The 25,135-nt window shown below is 60.3% G+C and carries 22 protein-coding genes; 9 read left to right on the top strand and 13 right to left on the bottom strand.

All coding sequences use genetic code 11. The features are described from left to right. Window positions 1-9: 9 nt before the first annotated feature. Both AB6731_RS10350 and AB6731_RS10345 read right to left on the bottom strand, forming a co-directional pair. A complete protein-coding gene (locus AB6731_RS10350; protein WP_063925316.1) occupies window positions 10-1,005 on the bottom strand; it encodes an ABC transporter permease in 996 nt (331 codons plus the stop codon). Continuing rightward, window positions 1,002-2,504, bottom strand: a complete 1,503-nt coding sequence (locus AB6731_RS10345) for a sugar ABC transporter ATP-binding protein (RefSeq protein WP_371006331.1) — start codon at window positions 2,502-2,504, stop codon at window positions 1,002-1,004. Before AB6731_RS10345 ends, AB6731_RS10350 begins: the two co-directional genes overlap by 4 nt. A 160-nt stretch (window positions 2,505-2,664) precedes the next feature. Between AB6731_RS10345 and AB6731_RS10340 the strand changes: the two genes are divergently transcribed. Further along, window positions 2,665-3,753 carry an oxidoreductase gene (locus AB6731_RS10340; protein ID WP_371006329.1) on the top strand — a complete coding sequence of 363 codons (1,089 nt, stop codon included), beginning with the start codon at window positions 2,665-2,667 and terminating at the stop codon, window positions 3,751-3,753. Between the two features lie 57 nt (window positions 3,754-3,810). Further along, on the top strand, window positions 3,811-4,554 hold the full coding sequence (locus tag AB6731_RS10335) for an SDR family NAD(P)-dependent oxidoreductase (RefSeq protein ID WP_032681438.1): 744 nt from the start codon (window positions 3,811-3,813) through the stop codon (window positions 4,552-4,554). Between the two features lie 53 nt (window positions 4,555-4,607). Here AB6731_RS10335 and AB6731_RS10330 read toward each other — a convergent pair whose 3' ends face one another. Next, complete coding sequence (locus tag AB6731_RS10330) at window positions 4,608-4,805, bottom strand: YbdD/YjiX family protein (protein WP_014169079.1); 198 nt, start codon at window positions 4,803-4,805, stop codon at window positions 4,608-4,610. A gap of 58 nt (window positions 4,806-4,863) precedes the next feature. Then, a complete protein-coding gene (gene cstA / locus AB6731_RS10325) occupies window positions 4,864-6,969 on the bottom strand; it encodes a pyruvate/proton symporter CstA (RefSeq protein ID WP_014169078.1) in 2,106 nt (701 codons plus the stop codon). A gap of 281 nt (window positions 6,970-7,250) precedes the next feature. Here cstA and AB6731_RS10320 point away from each other — a divergent pair, with 281 nt between their 5' ends. Genes AB6731_RS10320 through AB6731_RS10310 form a run of 3 tightly spaced genes read left to right on the top strand, consistent with a single transcriptional unit; the run spans window position 7,251 to window position 9,560 of the window. Further along, a complete protein-coding gene (locus AB6731_RS10320; RefSeq protein WP_020885022.1) occupies window positions 7,251-7,973 on the top strand; it encodes a nucleoside recognition domain-containing protein in 723 nt (240 codons plus the stop codon). Then, complete coding sequence (locus AB6731_RS10315) at window positions 7,970-8,434, top strand: YjiG family protein (protein WP_014169076.1); 465 nt, start codon at window positions 7,970-7,972, stop codon at window positions 8,432-8,434. The genes AB6731_RS10320 and AB6731_RS10315 overlap by 4 nt, the downstream gene beginning before the upstream one ends. Before the next feature lie 13 nt (window positions 8,435-8,447). Continuing rightward, window positions 8,448-9,560: a M20 family metallopeptidase gene (locus AB6731_RS10310; RefSeq protein WP_047357089.1), complete on the top strand. Its 1,113-nt coding sequence runs from the start codon at window positions 8,448-8,450 to the stop codon at window positions 9,558-9,560. Between the two features lie 47 nt (window positions 9,561-9,607). Here AB6731_RS10310 and entH read toward each other — a convergent pair whose 3' ends face one another. From entH to entC, 5 genes are read right to left on the bottom strand one after another with little or no spacing between them, the layout of a single operon-like run. Continuing rightward, window positions 9,608-10,021, bottom strand: coding sequence for a proofreading thioesterase EntH (entH, locus tag AB6731_RS10305; protein ID WP_014169074.1), 414 nt, complete (start codon window positions 10,019-10,021; stop codon window positions 9,608-9,610). Next, window positions 10,022-10,777 carry a 2,3-dihydro-2,3-dihydroxybenzoate dehydrogenase EntA gene (gene entA, locus AB6731_RS10300; RefSeq protein WP_181239698.1) on the bottom strand — a complete coding sequence of 252 codons (756 nt, stop codon included), beginning with the start codon at window positions 10,775-10,777 and terminating at the stop codon, window positions 10,022-10,024. It abuts the gene before it with no gap. Beyond that, window positions 10,777-11,631, bottom strand: a complete 855-nt coding sequence (locus AB6731_RS10295; RefSeq protein ID WP_014169072.1) for an isochorismatase — start codon at window positions 11,629-11,631, stop codon at window positions 10,777-10,779. The genes entA and AB6731_RS10295 overlap by 1 nt, the downstream gene beginning before the upstream one ends. 10 nt (window positions 11,632-11,641) lie before the next feature. Further along, window positions 11,642-13,252, bottom strand: a complete 1,611-nt coding sequence (gene entE, locus AB6731_RS10290; protein ID WP_181239699.1) for a (2,3-dihydroxybenzoyl)adenylate synthase EntE — start codon at window positions 13,250-13,252, stop codon at window positions 11,642-11,644. 9 nt (window positions 13,253-13,261) lie between these two features. Further along, entirely contained in the window at window positions 13,262-14,437 is a 1,176-nt protein-coding gene (gene entC / locus AB6731_RS10285; protein WP_181239700.1) for an isochorismate synthase EntC, read from the bottom strand. Window positions 14,438-14,624: 187 nt separating this feature from the next. Here entC and fepB point away from each other — a divergent pair, with 187 nt between their 5' ends. Next, the gene (gene fepB, locus AB6731_RS10280; RefSeq protein ID WP_181239701.1) at window positions 14,625-15,584 is read left to right on the top strand and encodes a Fe2+-enterobactin ABC transporter substrate-binding protein; all 960 of its coding nucleotides are present in this window, start codon (window positions 14,625-14,627) and stop codon (window positions 15,582-15,584) included. A gap of 44 nt (window positions 15,585-15,628) precedes the next feature. Here the strand turns inward: fepB and entS are convergent, their stop codons facing one another. Further along, entirely contained in the window at window positions 15,629-16,876 is a 1,248-nt protein-coding gene (entS, locus tag AB6731_RS10275) for an enterobactin transporter EntS (RefSeq protein WP_014169068.1), read from the bottom strand. 108 nt (window positions 16,877-16,984) lie between these two features. Here entS and fepD point away from each other — a divergent pair, with 108 nt between their 5' ends. The 3 genes from fepD to fepC are packed head-to-tail and all read left to right on the top strand — an operon-like array spanning window position 16,985 to window position 19,775. Then, complete coding sequence (fepD, locus tag AB6731_RS10270; protein WP_371006328.1) at window positions 16,985-17,989, top strand: Fe(3+)-siderophore ABC transporter permease; 1,005 nt, start codon at window positions 16,985-16,987, stop codon at window positions 17,987-17,989. Further along, the gene (gene fepG, locus AB6731_RS10265) at window positions 17,989-18,978 is read left to right on the top strand and encodes an iron-enterobactin ABC transporter permease (RefSeq protein WP_025204701.1); all 990 of its coding nucleotides are present in this window, start codon (window positions 17,989-17,991) and stop codon (window positions 18,976-18,978) included. Before fepD ends, fepG begins: the two co-directional genes overlap by 1 nt. Beyond that, on the top strand, window positions 18,975-19,775 hold the full coding sequence (fepC, locus tag AB6731_RS10260) for an iron-enterobactin ABC transporter ATP-binding protein (RefSeq protein ID WP_014169065.1): 801 nt from the start codon (window positions 18,975-18,977) through the stop codon (window positions 19,773-19,775). The genes fepG and fepC overlap by 4 nt, the downstream gene beginning before the upstream one ends. A 47-nt stretch (window positions 19,776-19,822) precedes the next feature. On the opposite strand, the gene entF is transcribed toward fepC, so the two are convergent. The 3 genes from entF to fes are packed head-to-tail and all read right to left on the bottom strand — an operon-like array spanning window position 19,823 to window position 25,099. After that, the gene (gene entF / locus AB6731_RS10255; protein WP_371006327.1) at window positions 19,823-23,680 is read right to left on the bottom strand and encodes an enterobactin non-ribosomal peptide synthetase EntF; all 3,858 of its coding nucleotides are present in this window, start codon (window positions 23,678-23,680) and stop codon (window positions 19,823-19,825) included. Then, complete coding sequence (locus tag AB6731_RS10250) at window positions 23,677-23,889, bottom strand: MbtH family NRPS accessory protein (RefSeq protein WP_014169063.1); 213 nt, start codon at window positions 23,887-23,889, stop codon at window positions 23,677-23,679. Before AB6731_RS10250 ends, entF begins: the two co-directional genes overlap by 4 nt. A 10-nt stretch (window positions 23,890-23,899) precedes the next feature. Beyond that, complete coding sequence (gene fes, locus AB6731_RS10245; RefSeq protein WP_371006326.1) at window positions 23,900-25,099, bottom strand: enterochelin esterase; 1,200 nt, start codon at window positions 25,097-25,099, stop codon at window positions 23,900-23,902. Between the last annotated feature and the right edge of the window lie 36 nt (window positions 25,100-25,135).

The following is a 25,135-nucleotide window of genomic DNA, read 5'->3' as shown; positions in this document are numbered from 1 at the left end:
GATCAATCGTTAGCGTTTTTGTATGTAGGTAATCGCCAGCGCCACGGCGAGCACCAGCCCTTTTATAATGTCCATCGCGTAATAGGGTACGGAAAGCATCACCAGACCGTTCGACAGCACGCCAAGAATGACTGCCCCGACGAGCGTACCCAGCGCGTTCGGTTTTCCGGACCCGGCGAGCGAGAAGCCAATCCACGCCGCCGCAACCGCATCCATCAGATAGCCGCCGCCCGCATTCACCTGTGACGAGCCAATCCGCGAGGCCAGTAAAATGCCGCCTAGTCCGGCGAGCAGAGAGGCAATCACGTAGGCCGCCACCTTGTAGCGCGTGGTGCGAATACCAGAGAGACGCGCCGCCTCCGGATTACCGCCGATGGCATACATGCGTCGTCCGTGGGTGGTCAGTGACAGCCCCAGCTGTGCGAGGATCGTCACCACCAGCATGATGATCACGATAGTCGGCACCTGTCCCAGCAGGCTGAATGCCGCCGGAATGGTCCCTTCAGCCATGTCGCCGCTCGGCAGCACCATGTTTTCGGTAATTGACCCGCCGTAGCTGTAGGTCATCGCCACGCCCTGGATAACAAACAGGCTGGCAAGCGTGGCAAGCATGTCCGGGATCCGCAGGATGACAATCAGAAACGCGTTAAACAGGCCAACCAGGGTACAGAGCGCCAGGGTAATCAGTATCGATTCGGTGGTGCCGAAGCCGTACCAGACGAACAGTGACACCACCAGCGCGTTAGCCAGCGATGCCGTTGAACCAACCGACAGGTCAAACCCGCCGATGGTCAGCGAAATTGACACCCCGATAGCAATCACCGTCACGATGGCAATGGAGCGCAGGATATTGATAATGTTGTTCGGATCGAGGAAGTTGTCCGACGCCAGGCCAAAGATGACCACCAGCGCCACCACGGTCAGCAACATGCCCCACTTGTAGAGAAAATCAAAAATTTGCTGACGGCCAGACGCCGCCGCCGTTACTGAAAGGGCCTTGCTCACGACGCCGTTCCTCCGGTTGAATAATAAAGTAGTGTCTCTTCGTGGGCCTCGGCCCCGGCGATTTCCGCCACGATACGTCCGTCCCACAGCACGCAAATGCGATCGCACAGCCCCACCAGTTCAGCGAATTCACCGGAGGCGTAAATCACCCCTTTGCCCTCGCGCGCCAGGCCGTCAATTAACTGGAACAGATCGGTTTTCGCTTTGACATCGACGCCTTTGGTCGGCTCATCGAAAATCAACACGCTGGCGTCGTTGCGCAGCCACTTGCCGATGGCAATCTTCTGCTGGTTGCCCCCCGACAGACGACGCAGCACCTGCCCCGGCCCACGCGCACGCACGCCGACGCGGGCAATCACCTCTTCCGCCCAGCGCCACGCCTGACGGTGGCTGAACAGGCTCCAGCGCGAGAAGCTGTTATCCGCGGTGACCGCCAGGTTCATGCTCACCGGTTCATCAATAAAAATGCCCTCTTTGCGCCGCTCCTCCGGTACCAGCGCCAGACCGCGCAATACCGAATCCGCCGGATCGCGCGGCTGCCAGGGCTGATGATTTAGCTCACCACGCGCTACACGGCTTTTGCTGGCCCCAAACAGCGCCTTGCAGAGTTCCGTTTTGCCCGCTCCCGCCAGCCCGGCAATGCCCAGAATTTCGCCTTTTCGCAGGTGCAGGGAGATATCTTTCAACAGCGCGTTATCGTGCAGCCCTTCCACGCGCAGTAACGTCTCGTCACTGTGCGCAGGACGGGCCGGCGGATAGATATCGTTAAGCTCATGGCCAAGCATCTTCTCAACGATTGCGTCACCGCTGAGGTTCGCCATCGGGCCGGATTCAATCAGCTTGCCGTCGCGCAGCACGGTTAAGGTGTCGCAAATAGCGTTCAGTTCGTGAATACGGTGAGAGATAAACACCACGCCAATCCCCTGCTTTTGCAGACGTCTCACTACGGCGAAAAGCCGTTCGCTTTCATGGCTATCCAGCGGCGCGGTCGGTTCATCCAGAATCAGAAAACGGCAGTGGTGTGAGAGCGCCCGCGCCAGCAAAATCTGCTGCTTTTCTGCCAGCGTGCAGGTGTCGACGATGCGTCGCACATCCAGAGCGATACCCAGCTGCGCCAGCGCCTGTTTCGCCTGCTGGCGGATTGCGCGCCAGCGATAGCGATGCCCCGGCTGTGCGAGCTGATCGAGCATGATGTTTTCGGCAATGCTCAGCCCTGGTATCAGCGCGACGTCCACTTCCTGCTGCACCAGGTGGATACCCAGCCGTTTGGCATCAAGCGGCTCGCGGATCGTCACCGGCTGGTTATTAATGCAGATCTCACCTTCGTAGCGATCGTAAGTGCCGCACAGCACCGCCATCAGCGTCGATTTCCCCGCGCCGTTTGCGCCGGTCAGCGCATGCACGGAGCCGCCCATTAACGTCAAATCCACGCGCGACAACGCCTGAAAGCCGGAAAAGGCCAGGCTGATACCGCGCATCTCAAGGCGACTGGAAACCATCCGCGTTAAATCCTTCTTTCATATTGTGATTTATCGAATTTTTCACAGCTCCGGTTGACTGACAACGACGGAAAAGGCATAAGATAAAGCGAAATATTATTAGCCATCCGGATGTCCAGACATAACATCGGGTTAGCGCTTGCTAAAAAAAGGACAACACATGAGCAACACCGATATCCGCGTCGTGCCAGGCCCGGCGAACTATTTCTCGCATCCGGGAAGCCTTGCGCACCTGAATGAATTCTTTACGCCGGAACAGCTCTCCCGCGCGGTGTGGATTTATGGCGAACGCGCCATTGAAGGCGCGCGCCCTTTCCTGCCGGAAAGCTTTCACACACCGGGGGCGAAACATCTGCGCTTTAAAGGGCACTGCAGCGAACGTGACGTCACCGATCTGGTGACGGCGTCTGGCAATAACGCCAGCGTGGTGATTGGTGTCGGCGGTGGCGCACTGCTTGATACCGCCAAAGCGGTGGCGCGCCGTCTCGGCGTGCCGGTGGTGGCTATTCCCACCATCGCCGCCACCTGCGCCGCCTGGACGCCGCTCTCCGTCTGGTATAACGATGCCGGTCAGGCGCTGCAGTTTGAGGTGTTCGACGATGCTAACTTCCTGGTGCTGGTGGAACCGCACATTATCCTCAATGCCCCAGCGGAGTACCTGCTGGCAGGCATCGGCGATACGCTGGCGAAGTGGTATGAAGCGGTGGTCCTGGCCCCTCAACCCGAAAACCTGCCCCTGACCGTACGCCTGGGTATCAACGGCGCGCTGGCGATCCGCGACGTGCTGCTTTCCCGTAGCGAAGAGGCGCTGGCCGACCAGCAGCGTGGCGAAGCGACGCAGGCGTTCAGGGACGTTGTGGATGCCATTATTGCCGGGGGCGGAATGGTGGGCGGTCTGGGCGAGCGCTATACCCGCGTGGCGGCCGCGCATGCGGTGCACAACGGTTTAACCGTTTTGCCGCAAACGGAAAAATACCTGCACGGTACCAAAGTGGCCTATGGCATCCTGGTGCAAAGTGCGCTGCTCGGCCAGGATGACGTGCTGGCCGAGCTGGTGGCGGCCTATCAGCGCTTTACCCTGCCCACCACGCTTCGCGAACTGGAGGTGGATATCAACAACCGCGACGAGCTGGACAAGGTCATTGCCCATACGCTGCGCCCGGTGGAATCTATCCACTATTTGCCGGTCGCGCTCACCCCTGCGGTTCTGCGCGCCGCGTTTGAGAAAGTGGAATCCTTCAGCCGTTAATCGTTCCGACCGACTATACCTAATGATGATTCTCATCACTCTCGCAACGAGGTCATCATGCAGATCGATTTAACAGGTAAGAAGGCGCTGGTTACCGGCGCCAGCCGTGGGTTGGGTCGTGCCATCGCACTTTCACTGGCACGCGCCGGTGCCGATGTGGTTATTACGTATGAAAAATCCGCCGACAAAGCCCAGGCGGTCGCCGAAGAGATAAAGGCGCTTGGGCGCCACAGCGAGGCGATTCAGGCCGACAGCGCCAGCGCACAGGCCATTCAGGATGCGGTTACCCATGCGGCACGCTCCCTGGGCGGGCTGGATATTCTGGTCAACAACGCCGGGATCGCACGCGGCGGTCCGCTGGAGTCCATGACGCTGGCGGATATTGACGCCCTGATTAACGTCAATATCCGGGGCGTGGTGATCGCCATTCAGGAAGCGCTGGTGCATATGTCTGACGGCGGGCGCATTATCAACATCGGCAGTTGTCTGGCAAACCGTGTGGCGATGCCCGGTATTGCCGTCTATTCGATGACCAAATCTGCACTCAACTCCCTTACCCGGGGTCTGGCTCGCGATCTCGGCCCGCGCGGCATTACCGTGAACCTTGTGCATCCTGGCCCGACAAACAGCGATATGAACCCGGAGGATGGAGAACAGGCTGAATCTCAGCGCCAGATGATTGCGGTGGGACATTACGGCCAGCCGGAAGACATCGCCGCCGCGGTCACCTTCCTGGCCAGTCCTGCCGCCGGACAAATATCCGGCACGGGACTGGATGTCGATGGCGGGTTAAACGCCTGATCGCATGTTGAATGTAAACAAAAGCAGATTAGCCTTTGTTTACCGAAAGAGGGTTAACAGCACTTCGCGCCGCCCTTGCCGCCGTAACGGGCGTCCTGGCGGTCGCGGAAGAAAGCTTCATAGGTCATTGGCGTCTGGTCAGGGTGGTTGACGCGCATATGCTCGACGTAGTTGTCGTAATCCGGAACGCCGATCATCATTTTGGCGGCCTGGCCCAGGTATTTTCCTGCTTTGGAGAGGGTGTCGAACATAGTGGATGTCTCGTCTTTTATCCCCTCTCCCCGGCGGGGAGAGGGTGAGGTTGAGCGATTAATGCGCCCCTTTCGCCTGGGTCACAATCTCTTCCAGGTTCTCAGGCATTGGCTCATACGGTGTCTCTTTTGCCGTCGGCTTGTCTTCTTTCAGCGCCGCCAGTGCAGTCTTCAGAGAATACAACGCCAGCACCACAACCACCACCATAAAGAAGATGGTCAGCCCGGCGTCCAGACGGTTGTTAAACACCAGCTGCGACAGCTGTGATTCCGTATATTGCGCCGGGATCTTACCGCTGTCGATCATCGCCTGGAACTTGTTGGCGATAGCCAGGAAGCCCACCTTGTTGTCCGGGCTGAAGGCTTTCTGCCAGCCTGCCGTCAGGGTACAAATCAGCAGCCATGCGGTTGGCAGTAACGCCACCCACGCATAACGCTGACGCTTCATTTTGAACAGCACTACCGCACAGAGCATCAGCGCCATGCCCGCCAGCATCTGGTTGGCAATACCAAACAGCGGCCACAGGGTGTTAATCCCTCCCAGCGGATCGACGACGCCCTGATGGAGGAAATATCCCCACGCCAGTACGCACAGCGCCGTTGCCAGCAGGTTCGCCGGTAATGAATCGGTACGTTTCAGGTTCGGTGAGATCACCCCCAGCAGATCCTGCAGCATAAAGCGTGCCGCACGCGTTCCCGCATCCACCGCCGTCAGAATAAACAGCGCTTCAAACAGAATGGCGAAGTGATACCAGAACGACACGTCCATCAGCCCGCCCAGCGCGCCGTGCAGAATATACGCCATGCCCACCGCCAGCGTTGGCGCGCCCCCCGCACGGGAAATAATTGACTGCTCGCCCACTTCACTGGCGATATGGGTCAACGTGTCTGGGGTAATGGCAAAGCCCCAGCCGCTTACCACCTGCGCGGCAGAGGCCACCACGTCAACGGTGCCGGCCGGTGCCAGCAGCGCCATTGGGCTGTTCATCGCGAAGTAAACGCCCGGGTCGATAATACAGGCCGAGACCAGCGCCATTATCGCCACGAACGATTCCATCAGCATGCCGCCGTAGCCAATCAGGCAGGCCTGATTCTCATTGGCGAGCATTTTCGGCGTGGTACCGGAGGCAATCAGCGCGTGGAAACCAGACACCGCGCCACAGGCGATGGTGATAAACAGGAACGGGAACAGGTTGCCGGTCCAGACCGGGCCGGTGCCATCAATAAATTTGGTCAGCGCAGGCATGGTCAGCGTCGGGCGCATAATCAAAATGCCGATTGCCAGCCCCACAATCGTGCCAATTTTCAGGAAGGTGGAGAGGTAATCGCGCGGGGCCAGCAGCAGCCACACCGGCAGCACCGCCGCCACAAATCCGTACCCTACCAGCATCCACGTCAGCTGTACGCCGGTGAAATCGAAGAACGGCGCCCACGTCGGGCTCTCAGCCACCCAGCCGCCGGAGATAATGGCAAACACCAGAAAGACCAGGCCGATGACCGACACTTCACCAATGCGTCCCGGACGCAGGTAGCGAATGTAGATCCCCATAAACAGCGCCAGCGGAATGGTAAAGGCCACGGTATAGGTTCCCCACGGACTGTGGGTCAGCGCTTTCACCACGATCATCGCCAGCACCGCGAGGATGATCACCATGATCATAAAGGTCGCGATCAGGGCGATCACCCCGGCCGTGGCTCCCATCTCCTCTTTCACCAGCTCACCAAGCGAACGTCCGTCGCGGCGGGTGGAGACGAACAGCACCATAAAGTCCTGCACCGCACCGGCCAACACGACGCCCGCGAGGATCCAGATCATCCCCGGCAGGTAACCCATCTGCGCCGCCAGGACTGGCCCCACCAGCGGGCCCGCGCCGGCAATCGCCGCAAAATGGTGACCGAACAGCACTTTCTTGTCGGTAGGCACATAGTCCAGACCGTCGTTATGACGAACCGCAGGCGTCATGCGCGTGCCGTCGACCCCTAACACCGTCTTCGCGATATAGCGGCCATAAAAACGGTACGCGATCAGATAAATACAGACCGAGGCGACAACGATCCACAGCGCGTTGATCTGTTCCCCCCGGTTGAGGGCGATATAGCCCAGGGCAAATGCTCCCACAACGGAGAGCCCTGCCCACGTAAGGTATTTCCCTGAGTTGTTCATAGTTGTTGTCCGTTGTTGTGAAACAGTGAGATGTTACATTTTGTTTCTAGAACAACGCTCAAAATTTAACAACTTTGAAACGCAATAATGCGTGGTCAAACCAGACATTTACACCACATTGTTAAGCCGATCACCTTCCGCTGAAACACCCCTGCCGCCACGGGTCACACTTTTGCCTTTTTCGTCCCGACACCGCCTTACGAAATGATTTGTATCATTTTTTTTGCTCAAAACCTCGCCAGAATGACCCTGCGCAATCGCGTGCATACAAGGAAAAGGATATGAACAGTTCAGTACCTCAGGATCTCAAGGTCGGGCCCGGCGCGTACGTTGCGCTGGCATTCGCAGCCGTTTTCTTCTCTGGCCTGCTGGGCGGAAAAGAGTGGTACGGCGTGTTTGATTTCACCACCCTCAACGGTGCGTTTGGCAAGGTGGTCAGCAAGGCCAGCCTTGAAGACGGCACCCTGACCACCGCCACCAGCGCCTTTCGCGGTACCGGCGGCAGTGGCGCAATGGACGGGTTTCTCTTTGCGCTCGGTTTAATTCCAGCCGTGATGTTTGCCCTCGGGATGATCAACGTGCTGGAGCACTATGGTGCGCTGCGTGCGGCACGTAAGCTGTTAACGCCGCTGCTGCGCCCGCTGCTGGGCATTCCCGGTACCACCGGGCTGGCGCTGATTGGCAGCCTGCAGAGCACCGATGTGGGTGCATCCCTCACCCGCAACCTGTCCGATGAAGGGCAGATTAGCGAAAAAGAGAAAGACGTTTTCGCCATGTTCCAGTTCTCCGCCGGGGCGATGATCACCAACTTTTTCTCCTCTGGTGCCATCCTCTTTACCCTGGTCGCCGTTGACGGGACGGCCGCGGTACCAACCTCCATTGGTGCCTGCATCGCCGTGATGTTCATCATGAAGATTGTCGGCGCGAATCTGCTGCGCCTGATCCTGACCGTCATCGGCAAAGATGCCCCTGAGCAACAACCGACACAAGGAGAGACCGTATGAGTGCCCCACAATCTCATCCCGTGATTACCGATGTGTTTGTCGAAGGCGCACGCAAGGGCTGGAGTATTGCCACCGGCAGCACCCTGCCCAACGTGGTCATGGCTTTTATCATCATCAAGGCGCTGGAAATTACCGGGGCACTGAAAGGGCTGGGGATGATCTTCTCCCCGCTGATGGGCCTGTTTGGCCTGCCGGGTGAAGCGGCTGCCGTGCTGATTGGCGGCTGGATGTCGATGGGCGGTGGGATCGGCGTGGCGATCGGCCTGTTTGATAAAGGCATTATTACCGGCGAGCACCTGGCGATTCTGGCACCTGCTATCTATCTGATGGGCTCACAGGTGCAGTATCTCGGCCGCATTCTGGGTGTGATCGGCACCCGCGCTAAACGTATTCCGCTGATGATTGCCATTTCGGTCATCAACGCCTTCTTAGCCATGCTGCTGATGCGCATTATTCTCTGAACAGGACGTTATTATGAATCTTGACCATTATATTGAAGAGCTGAAAACCCTGGTGAACGTGGACTGCGGCACCCGTACTGTAGCAGGCGTCGAAACCGTGGCTGGCATTATTGAAACGCTCTGGCAGCGCGAAGGCTGGCACACCGAACGGGTCAATCTGGGCGACAAGGTTGGCCCGGGCGTATTCGTCAGTAATAAGCCACAGGCGGCACAGTTCGACGTTCTGCTGGTCGGCCATCTTGATACGGTATTTGCCCCCGGCACCGTCGCCGAGCGTCCGCTGAGCGAGGACGCCACCCGTCTTTATGGCCCTGGCGTATCGGATATGAAAAGCGGCTTGCTGAATATCTTGTGGGCGATGCGTGAGCTGGACGCAGCCGACCACGATCGTCTGGCCATTGCGATCGCCATGAATCCCGACGAGGAGACCGGTTCCGTCTATTCACACGAATGGATTGGCGAACTGGCAAAACGCGCCCGCTGCGTGCTGGTATGCGAAGCCGCGCGCGCCGACGGTTCGCTGGTGAAGGCTCGCAAAGGGATGGCGGGCTATCACCTGACGTTCAGCGGCGTGGCGGCACACGCGGGTAACGAACCGGAGAAAGGCCGCTCGGCGATAACCGCCCTGGCAAACAGCATTATTGCCATTAATGCCCTGACCGACCAGGAACGTGGCACCACGCTCAACGTTGGGGTGATCCACGGCGGCAGTGCGGCAAACGTGGTGGCCGATAAAGCCGCTGCCGAGCTGGACGTGCGTTTCTGGGAAAACGATGAGTACAGCCGGGTGAACCAGGCGCTGGAGGCATTGTGTGAAAAAGGCTTTTTAGAGGGCGTCACGACCTCGCTGACGCGCGTGAACCACAAACCGGCGATGGCAGCGAGTAAAGCCACGCAGGCGCTGATGCAGCAGGTTGAAGCGGCAGGTCAGGCGGAAGGAATAGCCATTACCTGGCAGGCGGTCGGTGGTGGCAGTGATGCCAACCACACCGCCGCGCTGGGCATTCCGACCCTGGACGGGCTGGGGCCGATCGGTGCCGGGTTCCACAGCCCGGCGGAGTGGCTGGATAAAGCGTCGATTGCGCCGAGAATACGCTTGTTGAAGCGGGTGATTTCGATGCTGTAAGCCTTATCCCTCTCCCCAGCGGGGAGAGGGATGTTGACCGTGCAACGCTAGCCCAAAATTTGGGTACTCAACCGGCAGGTACAGCACCGCCGTCCCTGCTCGTCGAACACCACAATCTCCCAGCTCTGGCTGGTTCGCCCAAGATGCAACGGCTGACACACTCCGCGCACCTTCCCATGCGATACCGCGCGATGGTGCGTTGCGTTCAGTTCCGTTCCCACCACGCTTTGTCCGTCGCGGGTCATCAGAAACCCGGCCATCGACCCCAGCGTTTCCGCCAGCGCCGCCGACGCCCCGCCGTGCAGCAGACCGAACGGCTGATGGGTACGCGCATCCACGGGCATTTCGGCCTCAAGCGTATCGTCACCGATGCGGGTATAGACGATGCCCAGATGCGCCACCATGGAGTTCAGACTGGTGGCGTTCATTTCTTCACGCGATAAGTGACGTTTCCAGATCATCTACGCCCCCAGCGTGGAGCCGCCGTCCACCACGATATCCTGCAACGTGATATGGCTGGCAGCATCGGAGGCGAGGAACAGCACCGTGCTGGCAATCTCCTGCGGACGGGCGATTTTGCCCAGCGGAATACCGAGCTTGAACTGCTCGCCAAAGCCGCGAATACGCTGCTGCTCAGCATCGTCGCTTTTCCACAGGGTGCGCTGCATATCGGTATCCGTTGACCCGGGCGACACCAGATTACAGCGCACGCCACTGCCCGCCAGCTCAAGCCCGACGGTCAGCGCCAGGCTTTTTAGCGCCGCTTTCGACGCACCGTAGGCGCTCATTCCGATACGCGGCGTGTGGGCCGCGTCAGACGCCACGGTGACAATCGCCCCGCTTTGCTGGCGACGGAACTGGCCCATCGTCTGCTGGAACAGGTTAAATGCCCCGCCGACATTAACCGCGAAGGTCTGCTGCCAGTCCTCCTGCGCAATCTGGTCGGTCGCGCCCATACGCAGAATTCCCGCCGCGTTCACCAGCACGTCCAGACGCTCAACCCTTGCCAGCGCACGCCCGCATACCTCGCGAACCTGTGCGGCATCCGCGATGTCCAGCGTTTCGGTGGCAAAGGGATACGCTTCCTGCGGGAAGGCCAGGTCGAATCCGGTGACCTGCGCGCCCGCTTCAACAAACGCCCGCGCCGTCGCGTAACCGATGCCCTTACCCGCGCCCGTTACCCAGACGGTTTTGCCGGTAAAATCGAACCCCGCCATCACTTCACCTCGCGGGAGAGCAGCGCCCACCAGGCGTCGAGGGTGGGATTTTTCGCCAGCATCACAAAGTCGATATCGCCGTGCACTTTGCGCCAGCGGGCGGCCAGCGCCATCATGCGCACCGAGTCCAGACCGTAGTCGATCAGGTTTTCGTCATCCATCGGCTCATCTGATTCATCCAGCAGCGGCAGGATGATGTCACGCAGCGCCGCTTTCGTGGCCGGAATGGACGGCAGCAGGTCGTCCGTCATGACCACCCGGCCGGCGCGCCCTGCGACGTAGTTCAGGGACATCAGGTGCTCATCGCGGGTAAAATCGGCCAGCGCATCGGCGATAAAGAACGGTTTGATATCCCGCATAAAGGCGTCTGTAGCGGTCGTCATGCAGCCAATATGGGCGTAAACCCCGGTGATCAGCAGCTGGTTGCGCCCCGTCTCTTTCAGCATCAACTCCAGCGGCGAGCGGTGGAACGCGCTGTAGCGCCACTTCACCAGTACCGTATCGGCTTCATCCGGCGTCAGCTGAGACACAATGCGCTGCTGCTCTGGTGAGCGGGTCAGCCCCGGTCCCCACATATCGTTCAGCAGGGCGCGGTCTTCATCGCTTTGCGCTTTCGGCTGCGCGGTGTAGTAAACCGGAATATTGTGTTGCTTGCAGTAATCGCGAAGTCTGGCGATATTCGCGACCACCTGGGCCATCATCGGGCTGTTTTCGCCCCAGAAGTTCAGGAAATACTCCTGCATATCATGGATCAACAGCGCGGCACGTTCTGGCTCAAACGCCCAGTTCACTTTGTTGTCTGGCAGATCTGCGGCCGTCGGCAGCGCATAAGCGGTTAATTGTGGAATGGCCATACTCTGTTCCTTAGCCCCGGGCGCGTTCAGCGAGCCACAGGCGCAACTGTTTCTTATCGACTTTGCCGACGGGCGTTAACGGAAGCGCATCAACGCTCTCCACGCGGTCCGGCAGTTTAAATTCTGCAACGCCCTGCTCACGCAGGAAGCGGCGCACCTCCACCGCACGCAGTGGCTCTTTCACCACCAGATACGCGCAGCTCTTTTCACCCAGCAGGCTGTCCTCCATGCTCACCAGGGCCGCGTGGATCACCGCGTCGTGGCGCAGCAGCAGGTTTTCAATCTCTTCTGCGGCAATCTTTTCGCCGCCACGGTTGATCTGATCTTTCTCCCGTCCCTGAACGGTGATGTAGCCCTGTTCGTCAATGGCGATCAGATCGCCGGAGCAGTAAAAGCCGTCTGCATCAAAGGCGCTGGCGTTGTGCTCCGGACTGTTGAAATAGCCGCGGAAGGTATACGGCCCGCGGGTCATCAGACGCCCGACTTCACCGCGCGGGAGCGGATTACCGTGCTCGTCCGCCACCCACACTTCGTCATCCGGGCACATCGGGCGCCCCTGCGTATTGATAATGCGTTCCGGCGTATCATCGAGCGCGGTGTAGTTCACCAGCCCTTCCGCCATACCAAACACCTGCTGCAGCTGGCAGCCAATTTCTGCCGGAATACGCGCCGCGAGCGTCGCGGACAGGCGCGCCCCACCGACCTGCAGCAGCGTCAGCGATGAGAGCGGGGCATTCCCTGCACCGTCGGCAATCGCCTGCAGCCACAGGCTGACCGCCGGGGGCACCAGCGAGGTAACCGTGATCTGATGTTTTTCTATCAGCGGGAAGCAGATTGTGGCGCTCGGATCGTTTGCCAGTACCACGCAGCCCCCCGCCGTAAAGACGCCTAACGAGCCGGGCGAGCTCATGGCGTAGTTATGGGCCGCTGGCAGCGCATTCAGATAACGCGTGTCCGCGGTAATCCCGCAGATCGCATTGCTGCGACGGATGCTGTAGTCATAGTCGTTATGCGTACGCGGGATCAGCTTCGGCGTGCCGGTACTCCCGCCCGAGAGCTGGAAGAACGCCACTTCGTCGGCAGGAGTCGGGTTCGGAATGAAATTTTCTGCCGGATGCGCAATCGCCGCGTCCAGCGCATGTTCACCCTTGTCGCCGCGCAGCAGCACGACGCGCACCGAACGGTGCTCATCGACAAAAGTATTGAGGAAGTCATCCCCTGCAAACAGGGCGTGCTCGCGATCGGCTATCAGCAGTGCAGGTTTGATCTGCGCGGCGTAGGCGTTCAGCTCCGAGCGCTGATGGCTAAAGAGCGCATTGACCGGCGCCACGCCCACCTGCAGCAGGGCGAAAAAGGTTATGTAAAACTCGCACACGTTGCCAAGCTGCACCAGCGCCGTTTCACCGCGATGAAGCCCCAACGCCTGCAGCCGCGATGCCAGGTTATTCACGGCCTGGTTAAACTCGCGGTACGTTATGCGACGGTCACCGTCGACGATCGCCACCGCATCGTTATTCGCCTGATCTGTCAGGATGTGGGTCAGCGGCAGATCCTGCCAGTAGCCTTTTTCACGGTAGCGCCGGGCAAAATCCTCGGGCCAACGGGTAAAGGGAAGGGTCATGAGTGTTCCTTAGTGCAAACCAAAAACATTGAGCATGGTGGAGAGTTTTACGCCGGTTTCACGCCACTCGCCCACGGGTGAAGAGGCCGGGACAATGCCCGCGCCGGCAAACAGGCGAACGGTATTCTGCTGCAGACGAGCGCAGCGGATGGTGACCACCCATTCGCCATTGCCTTCACTGTCACACCAGCCGACGATGCCGCCGAACAGCTCGCGATCGAAGGGCTCCAGCCCGGCGATCAACGCCTTAGCAGCCTGATGCGGGAAACCGCTCAGGGCTGGCGTCGGGTGCAGCAGGCAGGCCAGCGTCAGCGCGTTTTCGTTTTCACGCGCCTCACCTTCCACCGGCGTGGCCAGATGCCAGAGCGTGGGGGTGGTGATCAACTGTGGGGAGGACGGCATGCTGAGGTGATGGCTGCGCGGTTTGAGAATGGCTTTCATCGCCTGGGTCACCAGGTCATGCTCGTGACGATCTTTTTCGGACGCCAGCAGCTTGTTGCCCGCCTCGCGATCCAGCACGTCATCCGGCTGACGACGCGCGGAGCCTGCCAGCGGCAGAGAGCTAAAATGCGCCCCTTCTTTACGCAGCAGCAGTTCCGGGCTTGCGCCGAGCAGCACGCCACCGTCTTCCAGCGGTACGTGGAAGTTGTAGCTGGCCGGGTTCTGGGCGATCAGCCGCTCCATGAGCGCACCGCTATCAATCGGTTTGTCGGTGACGATATCAATCAGGCGCGACAGCACCACTTTGTTCACCTGCGGCGTGGCGGTGAGGGCAGCCGCGCGGGCGACCATCTCTTCAAATACCGGCTGCGGCGGGATCTCGGTGCGTTTTTCCACCTTCAGCGCCTGTGAGCCGGCAACATAGCGGGCGGACTGCTGACGCGCCGGGCGAGAAAAGGTCTGCCAGCGTTGCGGAATAAACAGAGACGACGGCTTGCGGGTATCAAACGGAATGGCACCCACCATCACAGGATGGGCAATGCCGCTGGCTTTTGCGTTGCGGAAAACCTGGGCTAATTTCTGCTGAAACTGTCCTGCCGGATCGTCACCCCCGACGGCGGATTCAGAGAAGCGGGAAAAACAGCCGGACGTGGTAAAACTGCGGTAAGGCGACATAAAGAAAAAGCTGTCTGATTGCAGCGTGCTGGCGGTGTGCTGAACTTCCTCAGCCAGGGACGTATCCATTTCATCCTCCTAAAATGATAAAGGCAGTAATAATGATTATCATTTATATTTACGCTCGCTAACCTAATCTCACCTCGCGTCGCTGTCAACCGCAGAGCAAACATCTTCTTCGGGTAACGCTTGCATCCCGTCGTCGCAGACATGAAAATGAGAAGCATTAACCTCAACAGAAACAGGATGCCACGTTGTGAAATGTCTTGCCGTCTGCCGTAATCCCCTGCTTTTCATCGGACTTTTTGTTTTAGGACTTACCTCAGCGCTTGCCGCCGACTGGCCGCGTCAGGTGACAGACAGCCGCGGCGTGCATACGCTTGAGCACAAACCGACGCGCATCGTCTCCACCAGCGTGACCCTGACCGGCTCCCTGCTGGCGATTGACGCGCCGGTTATTGCCAGCGGCGCCACCACGCCCAACAACCGCGTGGCGGATGCGCAGGGATTCCTGCGCCAGTGGGGCGATATTGCGAAACAGCGTCAGCTTGCGCGTCTGTACATTGGCGAGCCGAGCGCCGAAGCGGTGGCCGCCCAGATGCCAGACCTGATTTTGATCAGCGCCACCGGCGGGGATTCGGCGCTGGCGTTGTATGACCAGCTTTCAGCTATCGCGCCGACGCTTGTTATTAACTACGACGACAAAAGCTGGCAGGCGCTGCTAAAACAGCTCGGCACAATCACGGGTCAGGAAAAACAGGCCGCCGAGCGCATCGCCGCGTTTGATAAGCAGCTTGCCCAGGTGAAACAGCAGATGACATTACCGCCGCAGCCGGTGAACGCCATCGTCTACACCGCCGCCGCACACTCGGCAAACCTGTGGACGACGGAATCCGCTCAGGGCCAGTTATTACAGCAACTGGGCTTTACGCTGGCTGAACTGCCTGCCGGATTGCACACCTCAAAAAGCCAGGGTCAACGTCACGATATTATTCAGTTAGGCGGGGAAAATCTGGCAACCGGGCTGAACGGCGAAGGGCTGTTCCTGTTTGCCGGTGATCAGAAAGATGTGGATGCGATTTACGCCAATCCGCTGCTGGCGCAACTTCCAGCCGTGCAGAACAAGCGCGTCTGGGCACTGGGAACAGAGACGTTCCGCCTGGATTATTACAGTGCAATGCGGGTACTGCAGCGTTTAGACGCACAGTTCAGGTAAGAGGCTAACCCGGCCCTCTCGGTGAGAGGGCCGGTGTGAACGCGTCAGGCCGCACTGTCGTTCAACACAACCTCCTGCCTGAACCGACGCAGCTCAACCAGGACCACCAGCAATATCACCCCCAGCATAGCCAGGACAAAGCCGCTGCTGCTCGCTGAAGCCACCGGGGTCATTATCGCCCCCAGCCCGCCGAGGATAGCCGCGCCAATGGCATCGCCCGTCACGTTCTGTGCGGTCCACAAACCGTTGATACGCCCCAGCATCCCTTCCGGCGTCTGGGTCTGGATCAGGGTGTACTGCAGCAATGAACTGATGGCGCTTAACCAGCCAAAAATCACCAGGCACATTACGCCCAGCGCCCATACCGGCATCAGGCTGAAGAAACCAATCGCAATAAACGACGCCAGGGTAGCCAACAGCATGATCAGCCCGGGACGCGCACTCTGCGCCAGGTTACCGCTGGTCAACGCGCCGCATGCCGCGCCGAGCGGAATAGCCGCGTACAGCACGCCGATTTCCGACGCGCTCATCTGCCACACGCCCGCCAGCGCCGGGTAAAGCACGCGTACGGCGCTGGCCATCGTCAGCAGACCGCCGAGCAGCGCAATGCCACCTATCAACGGATTGCTGAACAGAAAACGGATCGCGGCCATCAGTGATGTCAGCGGATGTTCGCGCGGCTGTGGCGGAGGCGGCAGGCGCGGCAAACGCAGGAGCGTGAGCGTAGTGATAAAGGTGCCCGCTGCCGCCAGCCCATAGTTCCACGCCACGTTGCCGGTCGCCAGCAGCAGGCCACCGACCATCGGTGAAATTACCGACCCGAGGCGCACGGTCAGCATGGTGATTGCCCCCGCCTGCATCAGGTTTTCGCGCCCGACCAGCGCGGGCGTGGCTGCCAGCAGCGCCGTGACGCCGAGTGACGCAAAAAAACCGTCCCACAGACCGAGGGCGTAAATGGCAATCAGTGACGGCTCCGGCAACATGGCGTTCAGGCACAGCCCGATAAAGCCTACGCCGCACGTGCCGCGTGCCAGCAGGATCAGTTTTTTACGCTCATACCGGTCCGCTAGCACGCCGCCCACCATCAGGCCGATAAACATTGCCCCACCGGTTAAGGTGACCGAAAGCCCCACCAGCCAGCTGGAGTGGGTCATGGACTGGATCTGCACCGGCACGGCAACGCCAAGCAGGCCGAGGGAGAGGATGGAGATAAAACGGGCGATAAAGACAGCGCGGTATGCGGGGTGCGTCTTCAGCAGGCTGAGGTTGAGCAGCCAGGATTTTTGATTCATGACAAGGCCTTGAGTGTATTTCTACCAATTCCATTGGCGCACATGCTAACATAGCCAAATAAGATAGATAACGATAATCACTATCATTATCAAATCATGGATGTTGCTATGTCGTTTTCCTCTTCCGCGGTGCGCGCCGTTGCCGTGCCCGTGTTATTGCTACTGTTAATCCTTGCGATTGCACTCAGTTTGCTGGTCGGCGCGAAGCCGCTGCCCGCGTCCGTTATTGTCGATGCGCTCACTGGCAGCTGTCAGAGCGCCGACTGCACCATCGTGCTCGATGCCCGCCTTCCCCGTACCCTTGCCGGACTGCTGGCCGGGGGGGCGCTGGGTCTTGCCGGTGCCTTAATGCAAACGCTCACCCGTAACCCGCTGGCCGACCCCGGCATTCTTGGGGTAAACAGCGGTGCCAGCTTTGCGATTGTGCTTGGCGCGGCGCTCTTCGGTTTTACCTCTCCGTCTGAACAACTGGTGATGGCCTTCTGCGGCGCGCTGGCGGCGTCGCTGGTGGTGGCGTTTACCGGTAGCCAGGGTGGCGGACAGCTGAGTCCGGTACGCCTGACGCTGGCGGGCGTGGCGCTCGCCGCCGTGCTGGAAGGGTTATCCAACGGCATCGCCCTGCTTAACCCGGATGTTTACGACCAGCTGCGCTTCTGGCAGGCCGGTTCGCTGGATATCCGCACCCTGGCAACCTTAAAAGTGGTGGTGATCCCGGTCGTCATCGCCGCCGCCGTCGCGCTGTGTTTAAGCCGGGCGCTCAACAGCCTGAGCCTCGGGAGCGATACCGCAACCGCGCTCGGCAACCGCGTGGCGCGCACGCAGCTAACGGGTCTTATCGCGATCACCGTACTGTGCGGCAGCGCAACTGCGGTAGTCGGCCCAATAGCGTTTATCGGCCTGATGATGCCCCACATGGCACGCTGGCTGGTGGGTGCCGATCACCGTTGGTCGCTGCCGGTCACGCTGCTTGCTACCCCTGCCCTGCTGCTGTTGGCGGATGTTGTGGGTCGCCTGCTGGTGCCTGGTGAACTGCGCGTCTCGGTGGTAAGCGCGTTTATCGGTGCACCGGTGCTGATCTTCCTCGTGCGACGTAAACGCGGAGGTGGCGCATGATGGCCCCGTCCCGACGTTTAGTCACCAGCGTGTCGTTGCTGGCCGTCGTCATTCTGATGCTGGCGGTCTGGAGCCTGCGCAGCGGCGCGGTCACGCTCGATTTCGCGCAGGTTTTTAACGCGCTGCTTGGCAGTGCGCCGCGCAATGTCACCCTGGTGGTCACCGAGTGGCGACTGCCGCGCGTGGCGATGGCGATTCTGGTGGGCGCGGCGCTCGGCGTCAGCGGTGCCATTTTTCAGTCGTTGATGCGCAACCCGCTTGGCAGTCCGGACGTAATGGGGCTGAACACCGGCGCCTGGAGCGGCGTGCTGGTGGCGATGGTGCTGTTTGGTCAGCACCTGACGGCCATCACGTTCACCGCGATGACCGGCGGGATAGTCACCGCGCTCATTATCTGGGCGCTGGCCTGGCGCAACGGTATCGACACCTTCCGCCTGATCATTATCGGTATCGGCATTCGCGCCATGTTAATGGCTTTCAACACCTGGCTATTGCTGCAGGCTTCGCTCGACACCGCGCTCTCTGCCGGGTTGTGGTATGCCGGTTCACTCAATGGCCTGACGTGGGGCAAAACCTGGCCCGCTGCCCCGCTGATCCTGGTGATGTTTATTGGCGCGGTGTTGCTGGTACGCCGGATGCGCCTGCTGGAGATGGGTGATGACAGCGCCTGCGCGCTGGGTGTGGGCGTTGAGCGCTCGCGCCTGATGCTGATGCTGGTGGCAGTGTTACTGACCGCTGCCGCCACCGCCATCGCCGGGCCGATCTCGTTTATCGCGCTGGTTGCACCGCACATTGCCCGGCGCATCAGCGGCACGGCGCGCTGGGGATTAACCCAGGCGGCGCTGTGTGGCGCAGCGTTACTGCTGGCCGCCGACCTCTGCGCCCAGCGGTTATTTATGCCTTATCAACTTCCGGTAGGCGTCGTGACCGTCAGCCTCGGCGGGATTTACCTCATCGTCTTGTTAGTTCAGGAGTCACGCAAGAAATGACAAACAGCACAACCCGCTTACGCGGCGAACACTTAACCCTCGGCTATGGCAAAAAAATCATTGCCCGTGACCTGACGGTGGCTATCCCGGACGGCCATTTTACGGCGATTATCGGCCCGAACGGCTGCGGTAAATCGACCCTGCTGCGCACCCTCAGCCGCCTGATGACGCCGGTTGAGGGCTGCGTGTATCTCGACGGCGAGCAGATCCAGCGCTTTGCCAGCAAAGAGGTGGCGCGCCGTATCGGCCTGCTGGCGCAAAACGCCACCACGCCTGGGGATATCACGGTGCAGGAACTGGTCTCACGCGGGCGCTATCCGCATCAGCCGCTGTTTACTCGCTGGCGTAAAGAGGATGATGAGGCGGTGAAGCGGGCGATGCAGGCGACGGGCATTACCGATCTGGCCCGGCAAAGCGTGGATACGCTCTCCGGCGGGCAGCGCCAGCGGGCGTGGATTGCGATGGTGCTGGCGCAGGAAACCGCCATCATGCTGCTGGACGAGCCAACCACGTGGCTGGATATCAGCCATCAGATCGATCTGCTGGAGTTGTTGAGCGAGTTGAACCGCACGCAGGGCTATACGCTGGCGGCCGTGCTGCATGATTTAAATCAGGCATGCCGCTATGCCACACATTTGATTGCGTTGCGCGACGGCGAAATTGTGGCGCAGGGTGCGCCAAAAGAGATTGTGACGCCGGATCTGATCGCGCAGATCTACGGCATGCGCTGCATGATTATCGACGATCCCGTGGCCGGTACGCCGCTGGTGGTGCCGTTGGGCAAGCGTGCAGTCTGATGCCCTCACCCTCTCCTGGAAAAGAGGGTGAGAGTGAGGGGAAACCGCTACCCCAATATCGCCTTCAGCACCGGTCCTATCGTCTCAAACGCCTGCGGTGAAATGATATCCACGTGGGCGCAATCCTGGCTGTAAACCTCCAGTTCCCCCACCCACGGCGCCCAGGCCTGCTGCGGATCCAGCGTTTGCGTGCGCCCGGCAACAAACAACGTCGCTTTACCGTCGAACCGTGAACTGTGCGCCGTTGTCAGGAGGCGGACGGCATCGGCGTAATTCCCTTCGATGGCGTTAAAGAGCTCGCCAGAGCCTTGCCCCTGCTGCGCGGCGATAAACGCCTGGCGCTCGCGTTCGATTTCTGCCAGTACGTCCGGATCGAGACCATTGGCCTCTTTCTCTGCCCAGTTCTGGGTTTCCGGCGGCCAGGTATCCAGCAAGCCGAGAAACGCCACCGCGTCACCCTGCTCGCGCAGACGGGCCGCAATGCCCTGCGCCAGCGTGCCGCCAAGCGAGTAGCCGAACAGATAATACGGCCCCTGCGGCTGTTGCGCGCGCAGCGTCTGCAGATGATGTTCGATCACCTCGTCCAGCGTAGCGCACTGCTGCATCGGCCCTTCCGGACGCGGCGACTGAATGCCGGTGATTGACCAGCGCGGTCTGAGATAGCGCGCCAGCACGCTAAACTGCCAGGCAAAGCCGGATGCCGGATGGAAACAGAACAGCGTCGGACCGTTGCTTTCACGCAGCGGCAAAAGGGTCTCGTAGCCCAGACGCTGTGCCTGTTCGTCATTCATCGATGAATCCAGCAACGCGCTGAGCATGCTGACCGTTGAGGTCACCATAATCTGCCCCGGCGTGACCCTGCGGGCAAACGTACGGCTGAGCTGCGCGGCCAGGCGCATCGCCAGCAGGGAATGACCGCCGAGGGCGAAGAAATCGGCCTCGATGTCGTTCACCTCACAGCCGAGCAGGGCAGAAAATGCCTGCGCGACGGCCACTTCAGCGTCTGTTTCTGGCGCCCGCCCGGACGTCTTGCGGGTCAATTCCGGCAACGGAAGCGCCTTACGGTCAAGCTTTCCGTTGGCAGAGAGCGGCAGCGCGCTGATTTGCAGCAGCACCACCGGCACCATATGGGGCGGCAATTGAGCTTTAAGCGAGTGCAGCAGCGCATCGCGGTCCAGCGGCAAGCCGGACCCGGAGACGACATACCCTACCAGCTGTCGGGCATCGCCCCCGGTTGCCGCCGCCTGATTAAAGACGCACGCGTGCGCTACGGCCTGCGCCACGTCAGGCAGCGAAAGCATCGCACGATCGATTTCGCCAAGTTCGATACGCTGACCACGAATTTTCAGCTGATCGTCACTGCGGCCCAGATATTCCACCGCGCCGTTATCCAGCCAGCGCGCCACGTCACCGGTGCGGTACATCCGCTCGCCAGGTGCAAAGGGATCGGCAATGAAGCGGCTGGCGGTCAGGTCCGGACGACCGAGATACCCCTGCGCAAGCTGGGTCCCGGTAAGATAGAGGTCACCGGCCACGCCGAACGGCACCGGACGCATCATCGCATCCAGAATGCGCAGCCCCGTATTCCACACCGGGAAGCCAATCGGCACGCTGTTGCCCGCCACCGCCGCCAGTTCCGGACCCGACGCCGGATACCAGCTCACGTCCACCGCCGCTTCCGTTGGACCATAAAGGTTATGCAACGGGACATGAGTAAGGTGCTCCCACTCCCGACACAGTTCTGTCGGCAGCGCTTCCCCGCTGCAGAACACCTGCTTCAGTGTCTGACAGCAGTCGGCATTTTCCGGCGTCAGCGAGGCAACGAACGCCGCCAGCATCGACGGTACAAAGTGTGTCGTGGTCACGCCATAATGCGCGAAGAAGTTCTGCATCGCCTGCGGATCGCGGTGCGCGTCCGGCTCGGCCATCACCAGCTTCGCGCCGGCGATAAAGGGCCACCAGAACTCCCAGACCGAGACGTCAAAACTGCACGGCGTCTTTTGCGCCACCACGTCATGCGCGTCCAGCGGATAGTGATCCTGCATCCACATCAGGCGGTTAACGATGGCGGTATGCCCTACCATCACGCCTTTTGGCCGCCCCGTTGAGCCTGAGGTAAAGATGATGTACGCCGTGTGCGCCGGCTTTGCCAGCCGCAGCGGTTCACTGCCCGCAGGAGGTAATAGTGTGTTGTAACTAAATACAGGGACCGGCAGATCGCGAAAGCGCGAAAGCTGATCGTCAGAGGCGATCAGCAGGGACGGTTTCGCGTCCTCCAGCATCATGCGCAGACGATCGTCCGGGTAACCGGTATCCAGCGGCAACCACGCGGCGCCCGCCTCCACGATGCCGTGCAGCGCCAGGGTAAGAAACACCGAGCGCGGCAGGGCTACCGCCACGCTGTCGCCAGGCTTAACGCCGCGTTCCCGCAGTAATGTCGCAAGAGCCACCACCTGCTCGCGCATCTGGCGGTAATTCAGTTCGATGTGCGCATCAGCAAGCGCGGGGGCATCCGGCGTTTTATCCGCCTGGTCTGCCACCAACTGAGCCAGCGTGGTTGACGGTAGCGCCAGCCCGGTATCATTGATACGCGCCAGCTGCTGGTATTCCTGCTCTGAAACGGTTTCTGCTTCGCCGCAGCGCAAATCCGGGTTGGCAGCAAACTGCATCAGCATGGCGTTCAGGCGTGCAACGTGGCGCGTTAGCGTCGCTTCATCGTAGCGCTGCTTATTGGCAAGGATCTCAATACTCAGGCCGCCCTGCTCGTCCGGGAACAGCGCCAGTTCAAGGTCATTGACCGGGCCAGTGGCCAGCGTATGGGTGATGGCGTCCACGCCATCCATATCCAGCTGATAATCAAACACCTTGACGTTCAGTACCGGGCCAAACAGCGCGTCATCACCCGCGGCACGTCCGCTGTCGCGCACGATCTGCTCGGCGTCATAACGCTGATGGCGACGCATTTTTTTCAGCTGGTGTGCCAGACGATGCGCCAGCGCAGGCAGGCTTTCGTGCGGGGCGATGTTCACCGCCAGCGGCAGCACGTTCAGTACCGGACCGGTTGCCGTTAAGGCCGCCGACCCCATTCGGCGCATAAAGATAAACCCGGCGGCGTAGTCCAGCCGTCCGGTCAGACGCCCGATCCACAGCGCCACCAGCGCAAGCGCCAGATCGGTACGCTGAACCGGCCCCGCCGCCTGAGCAAGCCGGGTAAAGGCACGGCGGTCAGCCGTCACCTTCAGACGCAGAATATCGGTGGTCACCGCACGGCCCGGCAGCGGTGCCGACGACAGCGAGACCGGGGAAGGAAGCTGCTTACGCTGCTCCGCCCAGAACGCCCCGTCGCGCTGATACGCTTCGCTGTCGCGATAGCGCTGGTACTCCTCCACCACCTCGGCGAAAGGAGTAAACGGCGACGCGGGCGTGGGCTCGCCGTTTTGCCATGCGAGATAAATGGCGGCGATCTGGCGGGTAATCGCCGGAAAACTGAAGCCATCCACCACCAGATGATGATATCGCTGATACCAGTACCAGTGCCCTTCACCTACCTGAATCAGCTGATGGAACGCCAGCGGCTGACCGCTGTCCACCCGCAGGTTCTGGTTTAAATCCGCCGCCATCAGGGCCATCGCCGCGTCATGGGATTCGGCGCAAACCACGGACGGTTCAGGCAGTGACATAGCATCATCCACCCACTGCCAAACCTCGCCATTCTCTTGCACAAAACGCATGCGCAGGGTGTCGGCCTGCCTCATTCCTACAACAATGGCTTTTGCCAGCAGCGGTGCGTCAATATTGCCCTTCAGCTCGGTGTAGTGCGCCACGCTCCAGGCGTTTGGCAGGGAGGAAAGCTGCTCCGCCATCCAGATACCCGGCTGGGCGGCGACAAGGGGAAGACGGTTCATGCTTTCTCTCCCGCAAAATAAGACGGTTGCAGGGTTTGCCAGTGGTCGGCGAGCCACTGCTGACAGGCTTCCTGAGACTGCGCTTCACAGACCACGCGCCAGCCCGCCGGCAGCTGGCACTGCTGCGGCCACAGACTGTACTGTCCCTGGTCGTTACGCAAAATCGCAAACTGACCCTGCGGATTATCGAAAGGGTTGCTGAATTCCATACAGACTCCGTTAGTGAATAAGCGGCTGCCAGAGGGTCATCAGCCCCTGCGTCAGCCCACCGCGCCAGCAAAGCGCGTCGTGTCCGCCGTCAACCTGACGCCAGATAACCGGTTGCTGCGGGTGCAGTTCGGAGTAGATCGCCTGATTCGCGCGGAAGATGAGCGGCTCATTGCGTCCGGCCTCAAGAACGATACGCAGCCCGCGCGCGGTGAGGTCGCCCGCTTTAAGTTGTTCGATGAGCAACCCGTCCTGCTGACCGCCACGGTGCGGCCACCAGTAGGAGCCGGACTGGCTTAATACGCAGCCAAAGCGCTCGGGCCAGTTAAGCCCGGCATAAAGTGAAGAGAGGCCGCCAAAGCTTTGACCCGCGACTACCGTTCGGTCGGCGCGGTCGCTGAACGGAGTGCGGCTGTTCACCCGCGGGAGAAGTTCCTCCTGCACCGCCTGCCAGAAATCCGGGTTGCAGGGCAACTCGTGATTGCGATGCGCCATGTCGATCACATCGATTAAGACGTAGACGGCAGGCGGCAATTTGCCCGCGTTTGTCAGCGCGGTTAGCGGAGACCACACGGGCATGCTTTCGGCCCAGAACTGGCCGTCGAGCAGTACGCCAAGCGGCCGCTCCGGGCTGTCTTCACCGGTGGTGAAAACCCACACCCGGCGGCGGTTATTCAGACGCACGCTTTCCCATTCAAAGCAGACGGGCGCGTTGCCGGGCGTTGCGGGCGTGTTCCAGCCGGGCTGAACCGGGGCCTCGGGCATTTCGAGCGCCGAGACGGGATGCCCGCGTCCGCCGCGCCAGCTTTGCGGATTTAACGGATCGGCCATTGCCGCGGGGAGCAACTTTCGCCAGCCTTCACGCAGCGCCAAACGATCGGGTTGCTCGCCGTGGAAGACCGCGTCGGCAAAATCATCTTCGTTCACTGAAGGGATAAAACAGTAGCTGCCACGCCATTGCGGGGTGAACGCACCCTGCCACTGCCAGACGTCAGTATCAGGAATACGCTCGAGGGATTGCGGACGGGCACTTTGATGGTGATCGGTCACGCCGGTGATGTAGAGCCAGACGCGTTTTAGCGGCGAGGTCTTTTGCGTTCCTGCCGGATCACGCCACCAGAAAGTGACGCGATAGTGCCCCTTCTCGCGGGTCCATTCGGGTCCGTTTTTCGACTGCCACCAGGCTTCACTTCCCGTTTTTAACCCCGTCACCCGTATAACCTCATGTTTATCAGTCTTTTTTGTTTC

Source organism: Enterobacter sp. RCC_40, from assembly GCF_041360735.1.
GTDB lineage: Bacteria > Pseudomonadota > Gammaproteobacteria > Enterobacterales > Enterobacteriaceae > Enterobacter > Enterobacter ludwigii.
Note: the sequence above shows the minus strand (reverse complement) of the source record. Positions and strands in the feature narration are given on the sequence as shown.